The following is a 16,575-nucleotide window of genomic DNA, read 5'->3' on the forward strand; positions in this document are numbered from 1 at the left end:
GTCAACCGGAAATCGCCGCCATGGCCCGCAAAAAAGCTGCACTGGATTTCGAACAGTCCCTCGCCGACCTGCAAACACTGGTCGAGCGTCTGGAGAACGGTGAATTGTCGCTGGAAGACTCGCTGACCGCTTTCGAGCAAGGCATCGGTCTGACCCGTGACTGCCAGGCAGCGCTGGCCCAGGCCGAGCAGAAAGTGCAAGTGCTGCTGGAGCGCGATGGCGAACTCGCCGAGGAACCCTTCGACGCGGACCAGCCAGAATGATTGCGGCCTATTCGGCGACCAGCCAGGCGCGAGTCAATGCGGCACTGGAAATCCTCTTCAAGGCACCGCTGCCGGAGCTGTCGCGCCTGTATGAGGCGATGCACTACAGCGTGATGATCGGCGGCAAGCGCGTGCGTCCGCTGCTGGCCTACGCCGCGTGCGAAGCGCTGGGCGGCAAGGCTGAGCAAGCCAACGGCGCGGCCTGCGCGGTGGAGCTGATCCACGCTTACTCGCTGGTGCACGACGATTTGCCGGCGATGGACGACGACGATCTGCGTCGCGGCCAGCCCACCACCCACAAGAAATTCGACGAAGCCTGCGCGATCCTCGCCGGCGACGGCTTGCAGAGCCTGGCTTTCAGCGCCCTGCTCGATCCGCGCCTGAGCAATCTGGATGCCGACATCCGCCTGCAACAGGTCACGGCGCTGGCGCACGCGGCAGGCCCGGCGGGCATGGTCGGCGGTCAGGCCATCGACCTCGGTTCGGTCGGTCTGAAGCTCGATCAACAAGCGCTGGAGCAGATGCACCGGCACAAGACCGGCGCGCTGATCGAAGTCAGCGTCAAACTCGGCGCTCTGGCCAGCGGCCGTGCCGAGCAGGATGAACTCAAGGCCCTGCAGACTTATGCACAGGCCATCGGTCTGGCCTTTCAGGTGCAGGACGACATTCTCGACGTCGAAAGCGATACCGAGACCCTCGGCAAGCGCCAGGGCGCCGACATCGCCCGCGACAAGCCGACCTACCCGGCCCTGCTGGGGCTGGAGGCGGCCAAGACCTATGCCCTTGAGCTGCGCGATCAAGCCCTGCACGCGCTGCGACCGTTTGACGCGGCCGCCGAGCCTTTGCGCGACCTGGCCCGGTATATTGTCGAGCGGCGCAACTGACGGCGAATCCGCCAAAAAAGACCAACGCGTGGGCAGGGGGCGATGCATCAGGTAAACTGCCGCATCTTTTATACCTATAACGATTCGCCTGATGCCCACGACGTTTCATGAGATTCCCCGCAAGCGCCCGACCACGCCCCTGCTCGACCGCGCGAACACGCCGGACGGCCTGCGCCGGTTAGGCGAAGCCGAGCTGGAAACCCTGGCCGATGAGTTGCGCCTGGAATTGCTCTACACGGTCGGCCAGACCGGTGGGCATTTCGGTGCCGGCCTGGGCGTCATCGAGCTGACCATCGCGCTGCATTACGTGTTCGACACCCCGGATGACCGGCTGGTGTGGGACGTCGGGCATCAGGCGTATCCGCACAAGATCCTCACCGGTCGTCGCCAGCGCATGGAAACCTTGCGCCAGAAGGACGGCATCGCGGCCTTCCCGCGTCGCGCCGAGAGCGAGTACGACACCTTTGGCGTCGGCCACTCCAGCACCTCGATCAGCGCAGCGCTGGGCATGGCGATTGCCGCCCGCCTGCAAAACAGCGAGCGCAAGGCGATTGCGGTGATCGGTGACGGCGCGCTGACCGCCGGCATGGCCTTCGAAGCGCTGAACCACGCGCCGGAAGTCAACGCCAACATGCTGGTGATCCTCAACGACAACGACATGTCGATCTCGCGCAACGTCGGTGGCCTGTCGAATTATCTGGCGAAGATCCTTTCCAGCCGCACCTACGCAAGCATGCGTGAGGGCAGCAAGAAAGTCCTGTCGCGCCTGCCCGGCGCCTGGGAAATCGCCCGTCGCACCGAAGAATACGCCAAGGGCATGCTGGTTCCCGGCACCCTGTTCGAAGAGCTGGGCTGGAACTACATTGGCCCGATCGACGGCCACGACCTGCCGACCCTGATCGCCACCCTGCGCAACATGCGCGATCTGAAAGGCCCGCAGTTCCTGCACATCGTCACCAAGAAAGGCAAAGGCTTCGCTCCGGCGGAAGTCGACCCGATCGGTTACCACGCGATCACCAAGCTCGAACCGGTCGACGCTCCGGCCGCCGCGCCGCAAAAGGCCGGTGGGCCGAAGTATTCGGCGGTGTTCGGCGAGTGGCTGTGCGACATGGCGGCGGCTGACCCGCGTCTGGTCGGGATCACCCCGGCGATGAAGGAAGGCTCGGACCTGGTGGCGTTCAGCGAACGCTTCCCGCTGCGCTATTTCGACGTGGCAATTGCCGAACAGCACGCCGTGACGTTCGCCGCCGGCATGGCCTGCGAAGGTGCCAAACCGGTGGTGGCGATCTACTCGACATTCCTGCAACGCGGCTACGACCAGTTGGTGCACGACGTCGCGGTGCAGAACCTCGACGTGCTGTTCGCCATCGACCGCGCCGGCCTGGTGGGCGAAGACGGCCCGACCCACGCCGGCAGCTTCGACCTGTCGTACCTGCGCTGCATCCCGGGCATGGTCATCATGACCCCGAGCGATGAAAACGAACTGCGCAAGATGCTCACCACCGGCCACCTGTACAACGGCCCGGCGGCGGTGCGTTACCCACGCGGCACCGGCCCGAATGCGAGCATCGACAAAGACCTCGAGCCGATCGAGATCGGCAAGGGCATTGTTCGTCGTCAGGGCAGCAAAGTCGCTCTGCTGGTGTTCGGCGTGCAGCTGACCGAAGCGCTGAAAGTCGCCGAGAAGCTGGATGCGACCGTGGTCGACATGCGCTTCGTCAAGCCGCTGGATGAAGCGTTGGTGCGCGAGATCGCCGGCAGCCACGAACTGCTGGTGACCATTGAAGAGAACGCGATCATGGGCGGCGCCGGTGGTGCGATCAGCGAATTCCTGGCGCGGGAGAACATCCTCAGGTCGATGCTGCACTTGGGCTTGCCGGACATTTACGTCGAGCACGCCAAACCGGCGCAAATGCTGGCCGAGTGCGGGCTGGATGAAGTGGGGATCGAAGCGTCGATACGCGAGCGTCTGGCTTTACTCGACAAATAAACGCAATACCCTTGTGGGAGCGAGCCTGCTCGCGAATGCGGATTGTCAGTCAAAGTAATACTGACTGATCCACCGCATTCGCGAGCAGGCTCGCTCCCACATTTGATTTGTGTACACCTGAAACACCAGTGGAACGTCCATGAACCTCTCGCGCCTCGCCCTGCCCTTCTTCCTGTTACCGACCGCCAGCACTCTCGCCGACACCTTCGAACGCGATCAGGCCCTGAAACTGCCGGACACGCTGATCAGCGCCAACCGCCAGGTCGAAGCGCGCAACGACAGCAGCGCCGCCAACACGGTGTTCACCCGCGAAGACATCGACCGCCTGCAACCGGGCAGCGTCACCGACCTGCTGCAACGGGTGCCGGGCGTGCAGGTGGCGCAGGCCGGCGGGCGCGGCAGTCTGCCGGGGATCTATATTCGCGGCACCCAGTCGGCGCAAAGTCTGGTGCTGGTCGATGGCCAGCGCATCGGCAGTTCGACCTCCGGCGACAGCAATCTGCAGCATCTGAACATCGACCAGATCGAACGCGTGGAAGTGCTGCGCGGTTCGCGTTCGGTGATTTACGGCAGCGATGCGATTGGCGGGGTGATTCAGATCTTCACCCGGCGCGGCAACGAGCAAGGCCTGCAACCACGTCTGCACGTCGGCTTCGGCAGTAACCAGACCGGGGAACGCAGCCTCGGCCTGTCCGGTGGCGACGAGAAGACCCGCTTCAACCTTGGCGCCAGCTCGATGACACCGCCGGTCTCGACCGCACTCACGAGTCCTATCCCAGCGACGGCGATCATGATGCCTATCGCAATAAATCCGTCAGCCTGAGCCTCAGCCATGCGCTGACCGATGACATTGAAGTCGGCGCCAACCTGCTGGATAACCGTGGCAAGAGCGAGTTTGACAACCCGTTTGGCCGCTTCGATACGTCCACCTTCGAATCGGTGCAACAGCAGCCCTACAGCGACTTCAACGTCAGCAGTGTCAGCAGCTACGTCGATGCCCGAGTCAACGAAACCTGGAAAACCCGCGTCGAATTCGGTCACAGCGAGAACCGCGAGAAAACCTTCGACAAGCTCAGCGACGAGCGCACGGTGTTCAATACCTATCGCGACTCGGTGAACTGGCAGAACGACCTGACTCTGGATGCGCGCAACAGCCTGATCCTCGGCGGCGACTGGTACGAGGACCGGGTCAACAGCAGCACCGCATTCAACGAAGACAGCCGCTGGAATCGCGCCGCGTTCATTCAGCATCGCTATCAGGCCGACAGCTTCTCCACAGAACTGGGTCTGCGTCACGACGATAATCAGCAATTTGGCAGCCAGAACACATGGAGCGGCACCTTTACCCTGCCGCTGAACCCGGACAACGACCTGCTGCTGAGCTACAGCGAAGGCTTCCGCGCGCCGACCTTCAACGACCTGTACTACCCGGACTTCAGCAACCCGGATCTGAAACCGGAAACCTCGAAAAGCTACGAACTGCAATGGCGCAGTCAGTTGGGCGATAGCAGTCGGCTGGAAGCGTCGATCTACCGCACGGATCTGCAAGACGCGATCATCTTCGGCAGCAACTCGCGCCCGGAGAACGTGGCCTCGGCGCGGATCAATGGTTTCGAAGCCGCGCTGAAACAGGAACTGTTCGGCTGGCAGAGCAATCTCGGTGTGGCGATTATCGACCCGCGCGATCGTGATACCGGGCACACTCTGGCGCGTCGTGCGCGGCGCACATTGAGCTGGGATTTGGATCGGCAGTTTGACCAGATCGGCGTCGGTGCGAACTGGCAGGCTGTCAGCAACAGTTATGACGACCTGAAAAATGAAAACCCGCTGGGTGGCTACGCCTTGTTCGGCTTGCGCAGCAGTTGGGCGCTGAACCGCGAGATCACGCTGGATCTGAAGGTCGATAACGTTTTCGACAAAGGCTACAGTCGGGCGAATTACAGCTATGACGGCAGCCAGTATGGCTATCGCGAGGAGGGTCGAGTCTGGATGTTTGGGGTCACCTGGACTCCAGGACTTAACTGAACTCCCTGTAGGAGCTGCCGAAGGCTGCGATCTTTTTGATCTTGATTCTCAGCGACTCCAAGTCAGCCACAAGCAAGATCAAAAGATTGCAGCCTTCGGCAGCTCCTACAGGGGTCAGCGGTGTGGCTGAATGAGTTGGCAGAGCCTGGCGGTGGCATCGATCATTTGGCCGCTTGGGCGCTCAAGGCCTTTATCGGTAATCAACAGTAGTTTCCCCTGCTTCACTGCTGCTACCTGCGGCCAGGCTTTCCACGCATCAAGCTGGGCCTGATCACCGGCCAGAATCACCTGCGGATCGCGCTGTAACACTGCCTCGATACTCACCTGCGGCGCCGGCACACTCAGGTCGGCAAACACATTGCGTGCGCCACACACCTCAAGCGCATCGCTGATGATCTGCCCGCCACCGACGGTGTACAGCGGTTTGTCCCAGACTTGATAAAACACGTTCAGCGGCGTGTCGCGACGATAGCGCTGGCGCAGGTCATCGACTTTCTTTGCGCAGGTCTGCCGCCAGTTTCACTCCGCGCTCAGGCCGGCCTAGTTGCGCGGCAATAGCTTCGATCTGTGCAGAAAGTTGTTCGAGACTGTGCGGTTCGGCGACGTAAGTCGGGATATTCAGGCGTTTGAGTTGATCGCGTTGCGCCGGGCCGACGCTGCCGGGCCACAGCAACAACAAATCAGGCGTCAGGCTGAGCAGGCGTTCCATGTCCAGCTGACCGTAGTGGCCCACTGACGGGACATCCTTGAGTTCCGCAGGACGCTCGCCAGCATCGAGTACGCCCACCAGCAGGTCAGCCGAATCCAGCTCAACGACGATTTCCGACAGCGAAGGCGCGAGGCTGACCACCCGCAGACTCGCCAGCACCGGGCCGGCGCAGGCCAGCAGCAGAACCGCCAGCCACAGGCGGCGCATCAGCCGAGTTGACGCGGGATACGGTAGAGGTAGAACAGCACGGCCGTGGACAGCGCCAGCAACATCAGCGGTACGGCTTCAAGACCGACGAACACCGACAGCGCACCGATCCATGCCGGCAACGATGCCGCGAGCAATGCAATACGGCGCTGGGTGGCCAAAGCAATCCAGGCCGTCGGTTCATCAGGGGTGTCGAGGGCTTTCTGCGTGGCGATCAGCGCGTGTTTGTAGCGCCCGAAGAACTTCAGACTGACAAACATCGACGCAACGCCGGCGATGAACAATGGCATGGTCAGCACCGGCACAATGCCCTCGCCCTGACCGAACAGCAGGTTCAGGACAAACAGCGGCAGCAATGCCAACGCCAGGTATTTCCACCAGTCGACCGCCAGGCGGCGTCGCACCTGACCGCGGGTCACGCGCGGTCTACCTCGCCCTGATGCTCGTTGCCCATCATGTGGTCGAGCTTGCTGGCCTTGGTTGCCAGGTACAGTTTGTTGTGCGGGTTGTGTCCGGTGTGCAGCGGCACACGCTCGGCAACGACGATGCCCATGTCGGTCAGGGCTTTGACCTTGCGCGGGTTGTTGGTCATCAGACGCAGCGACTTCACGCCCAGATGCTCGAGCATCGGCAGGCACATGGCGTAGTCACGCTGATCGGCGGCAAACCCCAGACGTTCGTTGGCTTCAACGGTGTCGGCGCCGCCGTCTTGCAACTCGTAGGCGCGGATCTTGTTCAGCAGACCGATGCCGCGACCTTCCTGACGCAGGTACAGCAGCACGCCACGGCCTTCACGGGCGATGGCCTTGAGTGCCGCTTCGAGTTGCGAGCCGCAGTCGCAGCGCTGGCTGAACAGCGCGTCACCGGTCAGGCACTCGGAGTGCAACCGGCCGAGCACCGGGGCACCGTCGGCGAAATCACCCAGGCTCAGCACAACGTGCTCGCGGCCGGTGGCCTCATCGAGAAAACCGTGCATGGTGAATTGTGCAAAAGGCGTTGGCAGCTTGGAAGCGGCGACAAAAACGACAGGCACCGGTGTGCTCCTGATCTAAAAGTCTGAAGATTCGCAGGCCGGCATTGTAACAGCAGGTTCCTGCAGACGCTTAGGCTGAATTATCGGGCATAACGATCAAAATGTTTGATGACTCCTCGGACAACCGGGATCCCTGCAGGAGCTGTCGAGTAAAACGAGGCTGCGATCTTTTTGACGGGTTGCATTGGTTCAAGATCAAAAGATCGCAGCGTGCCGCAGCGCCTACAGGGGTTCGCATCAGGGCGTCTCAAACGGATACGGCTGCTTCCACTGCTCGAAAACCGGCTTCAGCTCCCCGCTCTTGACCAGTTGCTCCATGCGCCTGTCGAACAGCGCCAACAGTGTGCGAGCTTGCGGCGTGTCGGCGAAGCACAGGTAGAGCGGCAATTCGGCGATATGCGTCTTGCGAAACTGCGTCGGATCCTTGGCCCGGCCGATCACATAATCGATTTCGGTCAAGGCATCGATGTAATAGTCAGCGCGGTTGTGGGTGAGCATCGACAGGATCCCGGTACGCCGCACGACCTCATTGTAGTTGCGCACATTGGGCAAATAATCCTGATAGTCGTAACCACGTACCCACGCCAGGCGATAGTTGCCGAGGGTCTCCGGGGTCGGTGACGGATTGCTCGCCAGGCCCAGGGCGTAGATGTGATCGGTGTCGAAGTTCCAGCGCGGGTATAGCAGGTCGCTGGCCTCGTTTTTATACGAACCGACGCAGGCATCGACTTCACCGCGCTCGGCCAGACCTACGGAGCGCGTATAGGGTTCAGTGCGGATGTCGAGCTTCACCCCGGCCGGTTCGAACACCTTGCGCAGCACGTCCCAGCCCAGGCCGTGGCCGTCGGCGGCGGTGTAGTCTTCCCAGTCTTCGCTGGCCAGATGGATGACCGCGGGCGTCGGCGCAGCTTCCTGCGCACTGGCAACAGTGCCCAGCAAGGTCAAAAACACAAGCGCCAGCCAGCGTCGAGCCATCCCTCGTTTCCTCACTTAACCCTGACGATACGGATCAGGCGAAAATCCACACCAGTCCCTGCATCGCCAGCCAGGCGAACACGCCGGCCAGCACGTCGTCGAGCATGATGCCGACGCCGCCGTGGACATGCCGGTCGATCCAGCGGATCGGCCATGGCTTGAGAATGTCGAAGAAGCGGAACATCAGGAATCCCGCAAGCAACCAGTACCAGCCTTCCGGCACCAGCCACAGGGTGATCCACATCCCGACCATTTCATCCCAGACGATGCCTTCGTGGTCGTGCACCCGCAGATCGTCGGCAACCTTGCCGCACAGCCAGAAGCCGAACAGCATGGTGATCCCGAGCATCAGCCAGTAACCCCAGTCGGGCAGCATCTGCCACAACGGGATAAAGGGTAGCGCAACTAACGAACCCCACGTGCCCGGTGCTTTCGGCAAGGTGCCGGAGCCAAAGCCAAACGCGAGGAAATGCCAGGGATTGCGCCAGACCGACGGCGGAACGAATTCGGCCGGAACCTGTTTCGGGTGATCTGTCACGGTGTCTCCTGAAAATGTTGATAACCGCGGATTTGCGGGGTGATATCGTGGCCTTCGCGATCCAGCAGCACCACACCCTGGCCCTGCGCCACACGCCCGATCACATGGATCGGCCAACCATCGGCCAGCAGCGCCGGCAACTCGACGGACGGTAGCGTGAAGGCCAGCACATAGTCGTCGCCGCCGCTCAACGCCGCGCGTTCGGCACCGCGCTGACCGAGAAACGCCACTAAAGCATCGGACAACGGTACGCGCTCGCGTTCAACTTCGAGTCGAACCCCCGAGGCCAGAGCGATATGTCCGCAATCGGCGAGCAGGCCGTCAGAGATGTCCAGGGCCGATGTGGCCTTGCCACGCAAGGCCTGACCGAGCGCCAGTTGCGGTTGCGGCGACCAGTAATGATCGAGCAACGTCTGGGCGATATCTGCTTCGGCCTCGCGCTGGCCAAGCACCAACGGCAACGCCCCCGCGGCATTGCCCAGCTCACCGCCAACACAGAGCAGATCGCCCGGTTGTGCGCCGCTGCGGGTCAAGGCCTGCCCGACCGGAACGCGGCCGAATACGGTCACCGTCAGGCTCAGCGGCCCCCCGCGTGGTGTCACCGCCGACCAGCGCGATGCCGCAGCTCTGCGCCATGCGGTTCAAACCGCGGGCGTAGGCTTGCAGCCAATCGGCGGTCACCGTCGGCACAGTCAGGGCAAGGGTAAAGGCAACGGGCGTGGCGCCCATGGCGGCCAGGTCGCTGACCGCGACGGCCAGCGAGCGCTGACCGAGCAGAAACGGATCGCAGGGATCGGCGAAATGCACGCCGGCCACCAGCGTATCGGTGGAAATCGCCAGCTGTTCCCCGGGGGGAACCGCCAGCAAGGGCGCAGTCATCGCCGATCCCCAGAGCAACGCCCTCGCCGCCCTGCGCACAAGGCGCGGCGGCGAAGAAATTGCGGATCAGCTCAAACTCGCCCATGAGGTCTCAAGCGCGTATCAGCGCTTGAATGCCTTCACTTCAGCTTCACGCAGGCGCGGAGCCAGCTTGTCGAGCACGCCGTTGACGAACTTGTGGCCATCGGTCGAACCGAAGACTTTCGCCAGCTCGATACCTTCGTTGATGACCACACGATACGGCACGTCGACGCGCTTGAGCAGTTCCCAGGTGGACAGGCGCAGAACCGCCAGTTCAACCGGGTCCAGCTCTTCGATTTCGATGTCCAGGCACGGCTTGAGCGCGGTGTCGATTTCGCTCTTGAACTGCGGAACCCCGTGCAGAATCTCGCGGAAGTAGGCGCCATCGACATCGGTGAAATCGTTATCAACGCGAAACTGCGCTTCGATCTCGTTCAGCGATTGCCGGGCCATGTGCCACTGATACAGGGCCTGAGTCGCGAGCTGACGAGCTTCGCGGCGCTTGGCGCTCTTCGATGGCTTGCCGGCATCCGCAGGTTTCGGATCGCGCGGGTTGAAACGATCGCTATCGTCGCTAATCACTTGGCCTCCAACTGCGCCAGCAGGCTGACCATTTCCAGAGCGGACAGGGCAGCTTCAGCACCTTTGTTGCCGGCCTTGGTGCCGGAACGTTCGATGGCTTGCTCGATGGAATCAACGGTCAGGACGCCGAACGCGACCGGTACGCCGAACTCCATGGACACCTGGGCCAGACCCTTGGTGCACTCGCCTGCCACGTATTCGAAGTGCGGAGTGCCGCCACGAATGACCGCGCCGAGGGCGATGATGGCTGCGAATTCGCCTTTCTGGGCGACTTTCTGCGCAACCAGCGGGATTTCGAAGGCGCCAGGTGCGCGGATGATGGTGATGTCGCTTTCGCTCACGCCGTGGCGAACCAGGGCATCAACTGCACCGCTGACCAGGCTTTCAACCACGAAGCTGTTGAAACGGCCCACTACCAGAGCGTAGCGGCCTTTAGGGGCGATGAAGGTACCTTCGATGGTCTTCAGGGTCATTCGTCAGATCTCTTAAAGAGCCGGGACGCGTCTCGTACGCATCCCTCAGTGATATTAGCCACAAATTCATGACCGGAAACACCGCATTGCTGTTCGACTACACCCTGTGGCGAGGGGATTCATCCCCGATGGACTGCGCAGCAGTCCCAACCAAATAGGGCCGCTACGCAGCCCGTCGGGGATGAATCCCCTCACCACAAGGATCTACATCAACAATGCCGAATTCACCGGGTCATTATTCGGAGGGCACGTATTCTACAACTTCCAGATCGAAACCGGATATCGCATTAAATTTCATTGGCGCCGACATCAGGCGCATTTTGCGCACACCGAGGTCACGCAGGATCTGCGAACCGGCACCGACGATGCTGTAGGTGGTCGGTTTTTTCACCGCCGCCTGATCAGCAGTTTCGCGGATGTGCGCCAGCAGCACGTCGCCATCAAGCGGGTGCCCGAGCAACAGCACCACACCGCTGCCGGCCTCGGCCACCGCAGCCATCGCGGCACGGAGGCTCCAGCGGCCAGGTTGCTTGACCATCAGCAGGTCGCGCAGCGGGTCCATGTTGTGCACGCGAACCAGGGTCGGTTCCTCGGCGCAAACGGTGCCCAGCGTGAGCGCCATGTGCACGTCGCCTTCTACCGAATCACGATAGGTCACCAGGTTGAATTGGCCCAGTTCGCTGTCCAGCGGCTGCTCGGCAATCCGCTGAACGGTACGTTCGTGGATCATCCGGTAATGAATCAGGTCGGCGATGGTGCCGATCTTGATGTTGTGTTCGGCGGCAAACGCTTCCAGCTCGGCGCGACGGGACATGGTGCCGTCGTCGTTCATCACTTCGCAGATCACCCCGCTTGGCTCGAAACCGGCCATGCGCGCCAGGTCGCAGGCGGCTTCGGTGTGGCCGGCACGGGCCAGCGTACCGCCGGCCTGGGCCATCAGCGGGAAGATGTGGCCCGGGCTGACGATGTCTTCAGCCTTGGCATCTTTGGCCGCAGCCGCTTGCACGGTGCGCGCACGGTCGGCGGCGGAGATACCGGTGGTGACGCCTTCGGCGGCTTCGATCGACACAGTGAACTTGGTGCCGAAACCGGAACCGTTGCGCGGCGCCATCAGCGGCAGCTTCAACAGCTCGCAGCGCTCGCGGCTCATCGGCATGCAGATCAGGCCACGGGCGTGCTTGGCCATGAAGTTGATGTGCTCGGCCTTGCAGCATTCGGCGGCCATGATCAGGTCGCCTTCGTTCTCGCGGTCTTCGTCATCCATGAGGATGACCATCTTGCCTTGGCGGATGTCTTCAACCAGTTCTTCGATGCTATTGAGCGCCACAAGGCACCCCCTTCAGTCAGGATTTGAGGTAGCCGTTGGCGGCCAGAAAGCTTTCAGTGATACCACCGGACGTCGGCTCTGCAGCCTTGTCGCCCAACAGCAAACGCTCCAGATAACGCGCCAGCAAATCGACTTCCAGGTTCACCCGGCGGCCTGGCTTGTAGGAAGCCATGATGGTTTCGCTCAGGGTGTGCGGAATGATCGTCAGCAGGAATTCGGCGCCATCCACCGCGTTCACGGTCAGGCTGGTGCCGTCGACGGTGATCGAGCCTTTATGGGCGATGTACTTGGCCAGCTCTTTCGGCGCACGAATGCGAAATTCCACGGCGCGGGCATTGTCACTGCGCGACACCACTTCGCCGACACCGTCGACGTGACCGCTGACCAGATGCCCGCCGAGGCGGGTGGTCGGGGTCAGGGCTTTTTCCAGATTGACCGGGCTGCCGCTTTTCAGGTCATTCATCGCGGTGCAATCGAGGGTTTCGCGGCTGACGTCAGCAGCAAAACCGTTGCCCGGCAATTCAACCGCGGTCAGGCACACGCCGTTGACGGCGATGCTGTCGCCGAGTTTGACGTCGCTCAGGTCGAGCTTGCCGGTTTCGACATGCACCCGCACATCACCGCCCTTGGGGGTCAGTGCACGGATACTGCCGATGGATTCGATGATGCCGGTAAACATGGGGTTCTCCTTGAGAACGAAGCCAGCGCTAAGGCGATGGCCGGGAATTATACGCTCGCCGAAACGACTGGCGTCGCAGTGACTCGCCAGTCATCGCCAACCGCGCGGATTTCAGTGATTTTCAGCTCCGGAGCGTCCTTCATATAGGCCAGCGGCCAGTCCAGCAGCGGCCGCGCCGTGGAACCGAGAAACTTGCCGGCGATGAAGATCACGAACTCGTCGACCAGACCGCGCTGCGCGAACGCGCCGGCCAGACGCGGGCCGGCCTCGACCAGCACTTCGTTGACGCCGCGGTTGGCCAGTTCGATGAGCAGTTGATGCAGATCGACCTGACCGTCATCACCCGGCACAATCAGGCATTCCGGGCCATTGGCGTATTGCTCTTCGACCGCCATGCAGGTGGCGACCAGCGCCGGGCCGGCCTTGAAGAATGGCGCATCCAGCGGCACCCGCAGGCGCCCGTCGATCAGCACCCGCAGCGGCGGACGGCTCATGGCCTGTGCCGTTTGCTCGGCATCCAGACCCAGTTCGTCGGCGCGCACGGTCAGGCGCGCACCGTCGGCCAGCACGGTGTCGGCCCCGGTCAGCACCACAGCAGCCTGCGCGCGCAGACGCTGCACGGCGGAACGCGCCGCTGGGCCGGTGATCCATTGGCTTTCGCCACTGTCCATCGCCGTACGACCGTCGAGACTCATGGCCAGCTTGACCCGCACGAACGGCAAGCCGTGTTCCATGCGTTTCAGAAAACCTTGATTGAGTTGACGTGCTTCAGCTTCCAGCACGCCGCTTTCGGTGGCGATGCCGGCATCGGCCAGGCGCTGCAAGCCACGTCCGGCGACCTGCGGATTCGGATCGCGCATCGCGGCGACCACCCGGGCAACTCCGGCATTTACCAGCGCATCGGCGCACGGCGGCGTGCGGCCATGGTGGCTGCACGGCTCAAGGGTCACGTAAGCCGTGGCGCCCCGGGCCAGCTCACCGGCTGCGCGCAAGGCGTGGACTTCAGCGTGGGGTTCGCCGGCACGCTCGTGAAAGCCTTCGCCGACAATCTGCCCGTCCTTGACGATCACGCAGCCAACCCGGGGATTGGGATGGGTGGTGTAGTGGCCCTTGCGCGCCAGTTCCAGCGCGCGGGCCATGAAACGGGCGTCAAGGATCGCCTGCTCGGCGGCGCTGGTCATTCTTTCACCGGTTCGCGGGCGAGGCGGTCGATCTCTTCGCGGAATTCGTTGAGGTCCTGAAAGCGTCGGTATACCGAAGCGAAACGGATATAGGCGACTTCATCAAGCTTTTGCAGCTCGGCCATCACCAGTTCGCCGACCACGAGGGATTTGACCTCGCGCTCGCCGGTGGCGCGCAGCTTGTGCTTGATGTGGACCAGGGAGGATTCGAGACGCTCGACGCTCACCGGACGTTTCTCCAGCGCGCGTTGCATGCCGGCGCGGAGTTTTTCTTCGTCGAACGGTTGGCGGCTGCCGTCGGTTTTGATCAGGCGCGGCAACACCAGTTCGGCCGTCTCGAATGTCGTGAAACGTTCGCCGCAGGCCAGGCATTCACGCCGGCGGCGCACCTGTTCGCCCTCGGCGACCAGACGCGAGTCGATGACCTTGGTGTCGTTGGCACCGCAGAAGGGACAGTGCATGGTGGCTGGCAACAAAAAAAGGGAGGGCCATGGTAGCGCATCCCGGTGGCAAGACAAGCCATAGGGTTTGCGGTATACAGACTGCCATGATCGTTTGATCCACGGATTTCATTTTCTGGAGCTGCCAATGTCGCTACGACCGCTCGTTTTGCTCAGTCTTTTCGCCCTGCTGGTGGCCTGCGGCAGCGACAAACCCAAGCCGCAGCCGCCAACACCAGGCCCGGCGCCGCAACAGGCGCAGAAAAAAGCCAAGGAAGCCGCCGAGCTGGGTCCGCTGCCGGCCTATCAACGGGAACTGAGCGGCACCTTGCAAGGGGTACCGGCCGGGGCCGAAGTCGAACTGGCGCTGCTGGTGATCGATGAAAAATCGCGTCCGCAACAATTGCTCGCCAGTTCCAGCCTGATTGGCAACAACCAGATCCTGCCGTTTCGCCTGCGCTTCAATCCGGAAGCCTTTCCGGCTGGCGCACGGGTTGAACTGCGCGGTCGTGCCACGCAGTCGGGCCAGTTGATCCTGCACCTGCCGTCACAAACCATCACCCAGCCGACCACACAGGCGCTGGGCCAACTGCAATTTGTCAAAGCACCATGACCGTACCGCTCGACCTGCAACAGGCGCTGGGTGAATTGCTCGGTGATGCGCGGCTCAAGGCCTGTGTGTTGCCCGGCACCGATTTGCAGTTGTGGCTGATCGACGGCGACAACATGGACCGTGAATTCAGCCCGGATGAAACCCGGCGCATCCTTCACGAACCGCCCTACTGGAGTTTCTGCTGGGCCAGCGGCCTGGCGGTGGCGCGTTATCTCGCGGAGTTCCCCGAGTGGGTGCGTGGCAAGCGGGTGCTGGATTTCGGCGCCGGCTCCGGGATCGCCGCGATTGCGGCAGTCAAGGCCGGGGCGTTGGAAGTGGTGGCCTGTGATCTGGATCCGCTGGCGATTGCTGCGTGTCGGGCCAACGCTGAACTCAATGATGTGCAGATGAGTTATTCGACGGACTTCTTTGCCGAGGCTGATCGCTTCGACCTGATTCTGGTGGCGGACGTGCTCTACGACCGCGAGAACCTGCCGCTGCTCGACGCGTTTCTGAGCCGTGGCCGCGAGGCGCTGGTAGCAGATTCGCGGGTTCGGGATTTTCGTCATCCGTTGTATGAGCGCATTGAAATGCTTGAGGCGATGACCTTGCCGGATCTGGCGGAGCCGGAAGAGTTCAGACATGTCAGTCTTTACCATGCGCGGCGCTAACCAAAAGCATCGCGGGCAAGCCCGCTCCCACAGTGACCGAGTCGAACCAACATTTCTTCTACGACACAGAATCCTGTGGGAGCTGGCTTGCCAGCGATGGCGTCCTGCCTAGCGGTACACCTCTCAAATCTGCCCCGCTTCCGGCCACACCCCGCCAAGCCGTATAGTTGCCCCATCCACGCTTTTACGAGATCCCCCATGAGTCAGCAAACGCCGTACATCTTCGACGCCACGACTGCCGATTTCGACCAGTCGGTGATCGAAGCTTCTTTCAACAAACCGGTGCTGGTGGATTTCTGGGCCGAATGGTGTGCGCCGTGCAAGGCGTTGATGCCGATGCTGCAAGGGATTGCCGAGAGCTATCAGGGCGAACTGCTGCTGGCCAAGGTCAACTGTGACATCGAACAGGACATCGTCGCCCGCTTCGGCATTCGCAGCCTGCCGACCGTGGTGCTGTTCAAGGACGGCCAACCGGTCGACGGTTTTGCCGGTGCGCAGCCGGAATCCGCCGTGCGTGCCCTGCTCGAACCGCATGTGCAGATGCCGCCGCCGGCCGCCGCCGATCCGTTCGAACAGGCTCAGGCACTGTTCGATGAAGGTCGTTACGCGGAAGCAGAAGCCGCACTGGTGGTGATGCTCACCGAAGACAACAGCAACGCCAAAGCGCTGATCCTCTACGCCCGCTGCCTGACCGAACGCGGCGAACTGGGTGAGGCGCAAACCGTGCTCGACGCAGTCAAGAGCGATGAGCACAAGGCTGCACTGGCCGGCGCCAAAGCGCAGATCAAATTCCTTGGCCTGGCCCGCGACCTGCCGGATGCCGCCGACCTCAAGGCGCGCCTTGCACAGAACCCGCAGGACGACGAAGCGGTGTATCAACTGGCCATCCAGCAACTGGCGCGTCAGCAATACGAAGCGGCGCTGGAGGCCTTGCTCAAGCTGTTCATCCGTAACCGCAGCTACGGTGAAGGCCTGCCGCACAAGACCTTGCTGCAGGTGTTCGAACTGTTGGGCAATGATCATCCGCTGGTGACTGCTTACCGCCGTAAGGTGTTTGCTGCACTTTATTAAGATCAAAAGATCGCAGCCTTCGGCAGCTCCTACAG

At 62.1% G+C, this 16,575-nt stretch carries 16 protein-coding genes and 3 pseudogenes; 7 read left to right on the top strand and 12 right to left on the bottom strand.

What is annotated here, in order from left to right; genetic code table 11:
• The first annotated feature begins 20 nt into the window (after window positions 1-20).
• The 4 genes and pseudogenes from HT737_RS11865 to HT737_RS11880 all read left to right on the top strand — a co-directional run bounded on the left by HT737_RS11865 (window position 21) and on the right by HT737_RS11880 (window position 5,162).
• Window positions 21-263, top strand: a complete 243-nt coding sequence (locus HT737_RS11865; protein WP_007894317.1) for an exodeoxyribonuclease VII small subunit — start codon at window positions 21-23, stop codon at window positions 261-263.
• The gene (ispA, locus tag HT737_RS11870; protein ID WP_121187419.1) at window positions 260-1,147 is read left to right on the top strand and encodes a (2E,6E)-farnesyl diphosphate synthase; all 888 of its coding nucleotides are present in this window, start codon (window positions 260-262) and stop codon (window positions 1,145-1,147) included. Before HT737_RS11865 ends, ispA begins: the two co-directional genes overlap by 4 nt.
• 91 nt (window positions 1,148-1,238) lie before the next feature.
• The gene (dxs, locus tag HT737_RS11875; protein WP_182402634.1) at window positions 1,239-3,137 is read left to right on the top strand and encodes a 1-deoxy-D-xylulose-5-phosphate synthase; all 1,899 of its coding nucleotides are present in this window, start codon (window positions 1,239-1,241) and stop codon (window positions 3,135-3,137) included.
• A gap of 139 nt (window positions 3,138-3,276) precedes the next feature.
• Window positions 3,277-5,162, top strand: a pseudogene (locus HT737_RS11880) (TonB-dependent receptor domain-containing protein).
• A gap of 114 nt (window positions 5,163-5,276) precedes the next feature.
• On the opposite strand, the pseudogene HT737_RS11885 reads toward HT737_RS11880, so the two are convergent.
• From HT737_RS11885 to nrdR, 12 genes and pseudogenes are all read right to left on the bottom strand, one after another.
• Window positions 5,277-6,078: pseudogene (locus tag HT737_RS11885) on the bottom strand (cobalamin-binding protein).
• Entirely contained in the window at window positions 6,078-6,497 is a 420-nt protein-coding gene (locus HT737_RS11890; protein ID WP_182402636.1) for an MFS transporter, read from the bottom strand. The pseudogene HT737_RS11885 and the gene HT737_RS11890 overlap by 1 nt, the downstream one beginning before the upstream one ends.
• Window positions 6,494-7,111 carry a GTP cyclohydrolase II gene (gene ribA / locus HT737_RS11895; protein ID WP_027612931.1) on the bottom strand — a complete coding sequence of 206 codons (618 nt, stop codon included), beginning with the start codon at window positions 7,109-7,111 and terminating at the stop codon, window positions 6,494-6,496. Before ribA ends, HT737_RS11890 begins: the two co-directional genes overlap by 4 nt.
• A 237-nt stretch (window positions 7,112-7,348) precedes the next feature.
• Entirely contained in the window at window positions 7,349-8,086 is a 738-nt protein-coding gene (locus HT737_RS11900; RefSeq protein ID WP_131671525.1) for an ABC transporter substrate-binding protein, read from the bottom strand.
• Between the two features lie 34 nt (window positions 8,087-8,120).
• Complete coding sequence (locus HT737_RS11905; protein ID WP_003228639.1) at window positions 8,121-8,624, bottom strand: phosphatidylglycerophosphatase A; 504 nt, start codon at window positions 8,622-8,624, stop codon at window positions 8,121-8,123.
• Window positions 8,621-9,588, bottom strand: a pseudogene (gene thiL, locus HT737_RS11910) (thiamine-phosphate kinase). Before thiL ends, HT737_RS11905 begins: the two are co-directional and overlap by 4 nt.
• Before the next feature lie 17 nt (window positions 9,589-9,605).
• Entirely contained in the window at window positions 9,606-10,106 is a 501-nt protein-coding gene (gene nusB, locus HT737_RS11915) for a transcription antitermination factor NusB (protein WP_041074513.1), read from the bottom strand.
• On the bottom strand, window positions 10,103-10,579 hold the full coding sequence (gene ribE, locus HT737_RS11920) for a 6,7-dimethyl-8-ribityllumazine synthase (RefSeq protein WP_003228649.1): 477 nt from the start codon (window positions 10,577-10,579) through the stop codon (window positions 10,103-10,105). Before ribE ends, nusB begins: the two co-directional genes overlap by 4 nt.
• 235 nt (window positions 10,580-10,814) lie before the next feature.
• A complete protein-coding gene (gene ribBA / locus HT737_RS11925; protein WP_007966103.1) occupies window positions 10,815-11,906 on the bottom strand; it encodes a bifunctional 3,4-dihydroxy-2-butanone-4-phosphate synthase/GTP cyclohydrolase II in 1,092 nt (363 codons plus the stop codon).
• Window positions 11,907-11,922: 16 nt separating this feature from the next.
• Window positions 11,923-12,585 carry a riboflavin synthase gene (locus tag HT737_RS11930; RefSeq protein WP_007955571.1) on the bottom strand — a complete coding sequence of 221 codons (663 nt, stop codon included), beginning with the start codon at window positions 12,583-12,585 and terminating at the stop codon, window positions 11,923-11,925.
• Between the two features lie 47 nt (window positions 12,586-12,632).
• Window positions 12,633-13,766, bottom strand: coding sequence for a bifunctional diaminohydroxyphosphoribosylaminopyrimidine deaminase/5-amino-6-(5-phosphoribosylamino)uracil reductase RibD (ribD, locus tag HT737_RS11935; RefSeq protein WP_182402638.1), 1,134 nt, complete (start codon window positions 13,764-13,766; stop codon window positions 12,633-12,635).
• On the bottom strand, window positions 13,763-14,227 hold the full coding sequence (nrdR, locus tag HT737_RS11940; RefSeq protein ID WP_003228656.1) for a transcriptional regulator NrdR: 465 nt from the start codon (window positions 14,225-14,227) through the stop codon (window positions 13,763-13,765). Before nrdR ends, ribD begins: the two co-directional genes overlap by 4 nt.
• A 127-nt stretch (window positions 14,228-14,354) precedes the next feature.
• Between nrdR and HT737_RS11945 the strand changes: the two genes are divergently transcribed.
• The 3 genes from HT737_RS11945 (at window position 14,355) to trxA (ending at window position 16,540) form a co-directional block, all read left to right on the top strand.
• Window positions 14,355-14,819 (top strand): YbaY family lipoprotein, encoded by a 465-nt coding sequence (locus tag HT737_RS11945; protein ID WP_182402640.1) that lies wholly within the window; start codon window positions 14,355-14,357, stop codon window positions 14,817-14,819.
• The gene (locus HT737_RS11950; RefSeq protein ID WP_182402642.1) at window positions 14,816-15,469 is read left to right on the top strand and encodes a methyltransferase; all 654 of its coding nucleotides are present in this window, start codon (window positions 14,816-14,818) and stop codon (window positions 15,467-15,469) included. Before HT737_RS11945 ends, HT737_RS11950 begins: the two co-directional genes overlap by 4 nt.
• Before the next feature lie 198 nt (window positions 15,470-15,667).
• Entirely contained in the window at window positions 15,668-16,540 is an 873-nt protein-coding gene (trxA, locus tag HT737_RS11955) for a thioredoxin (RefSeq protein ID WP_041074494.1), read from the top strand.
• The last annotated feature ends 35 nt before the right edge of the window (window positions 16,541-16,575 follow it).

This window comes from Pseudomonas sp. MD195_PC81_125 (genome assembly GCF_014060985.1).
GTDB classification, from domain to species: domain Bacteria; phylum Pseudomonadota; class Gammaproteobacteria; order Pseudomonadales; family Pseudomonadaceae; genus Aquipseudomonas; species Aquipseudomonas parakoreensis.

Excerpts from the sequence above, each read along its gene's own strand:
- dxs (WP_182402634.1), top strand. The coding sequence starts at position 1,239 with ATGCCCACGACGTTTCATGAGATTCCCCGCAAGCGCCCGACCACGCCC.
- ispA (WP_121187419.1), top strand. The coding sequence starts at position 260 with ATGATTGCGGCCTATTCGGCGACCAGCCAGGCGCGAGTCAATGCGGCA.
- HT737_RS11930 (WP_007955571.1), bottom strand. The coding sequence starts at position 12,585 with ATGTTTACCGGCATCATCGAATCCATCGGCAGTATCCGTGCACTGACC.
- HT737_RS11865 (WP_007894317.1), top strand. The coding sequence starts at position 21 with ATGGCCCGCAAAAAAGCTGCACTGGATTTCGAACAGTCCCTCGCCGAC.
- HT737_RS11945 (WP_182402640.1), top strand. The coding sequence starts at position 14,355 with ATGTCGCTACGACCGCTCGTTTTGCTCAGTCTTTTCGCCCTGCTGGTG.
- HT737_RS11900 (WP_131671525.1), bottom strand. The coding sequence starts at position 8,086 with ATGGCTCGACGCTGGCTGGCGCTTGTGTTTTTGACCTTGCTGGGCACT.
- ribD (WP_182402638.1), bottom strand. The coding sequence starts at position 13,766 with ATGACCAGCGCCGCCGAGCAGGCGATCCTTGACGCCCGTTTCATGGCC.
- ribE (WP_003228649.1), bottom strand. The coding sequence starts at position 10,579 with ATGACCCTGAAGACCATCGAAGGTACCTTCATCGCCCCTAAAGGCCGC.
- HT737_RS11950 (WP_182402642.1), top strand. The coding sequence starts at position 14,816 with ATGACCGTACCGCTCGACCTGCAACAGGCGCTGGGTGAATTGCTCGGT.
- nrdR (WP_003228656.1), bottom strand. The coding sequence starts at position 14,227 with ATGCACTGTCCCTTCTGCGGTGCCAACGACACCAAGGTCATCGACTCG.
- trxA (WP_041074494.1), top strand. The coding sequence starts at position 15,668 with ATGAGTCAGCAAACGCCGTACATCTTCGACGCCACGACTGCCGATTTC.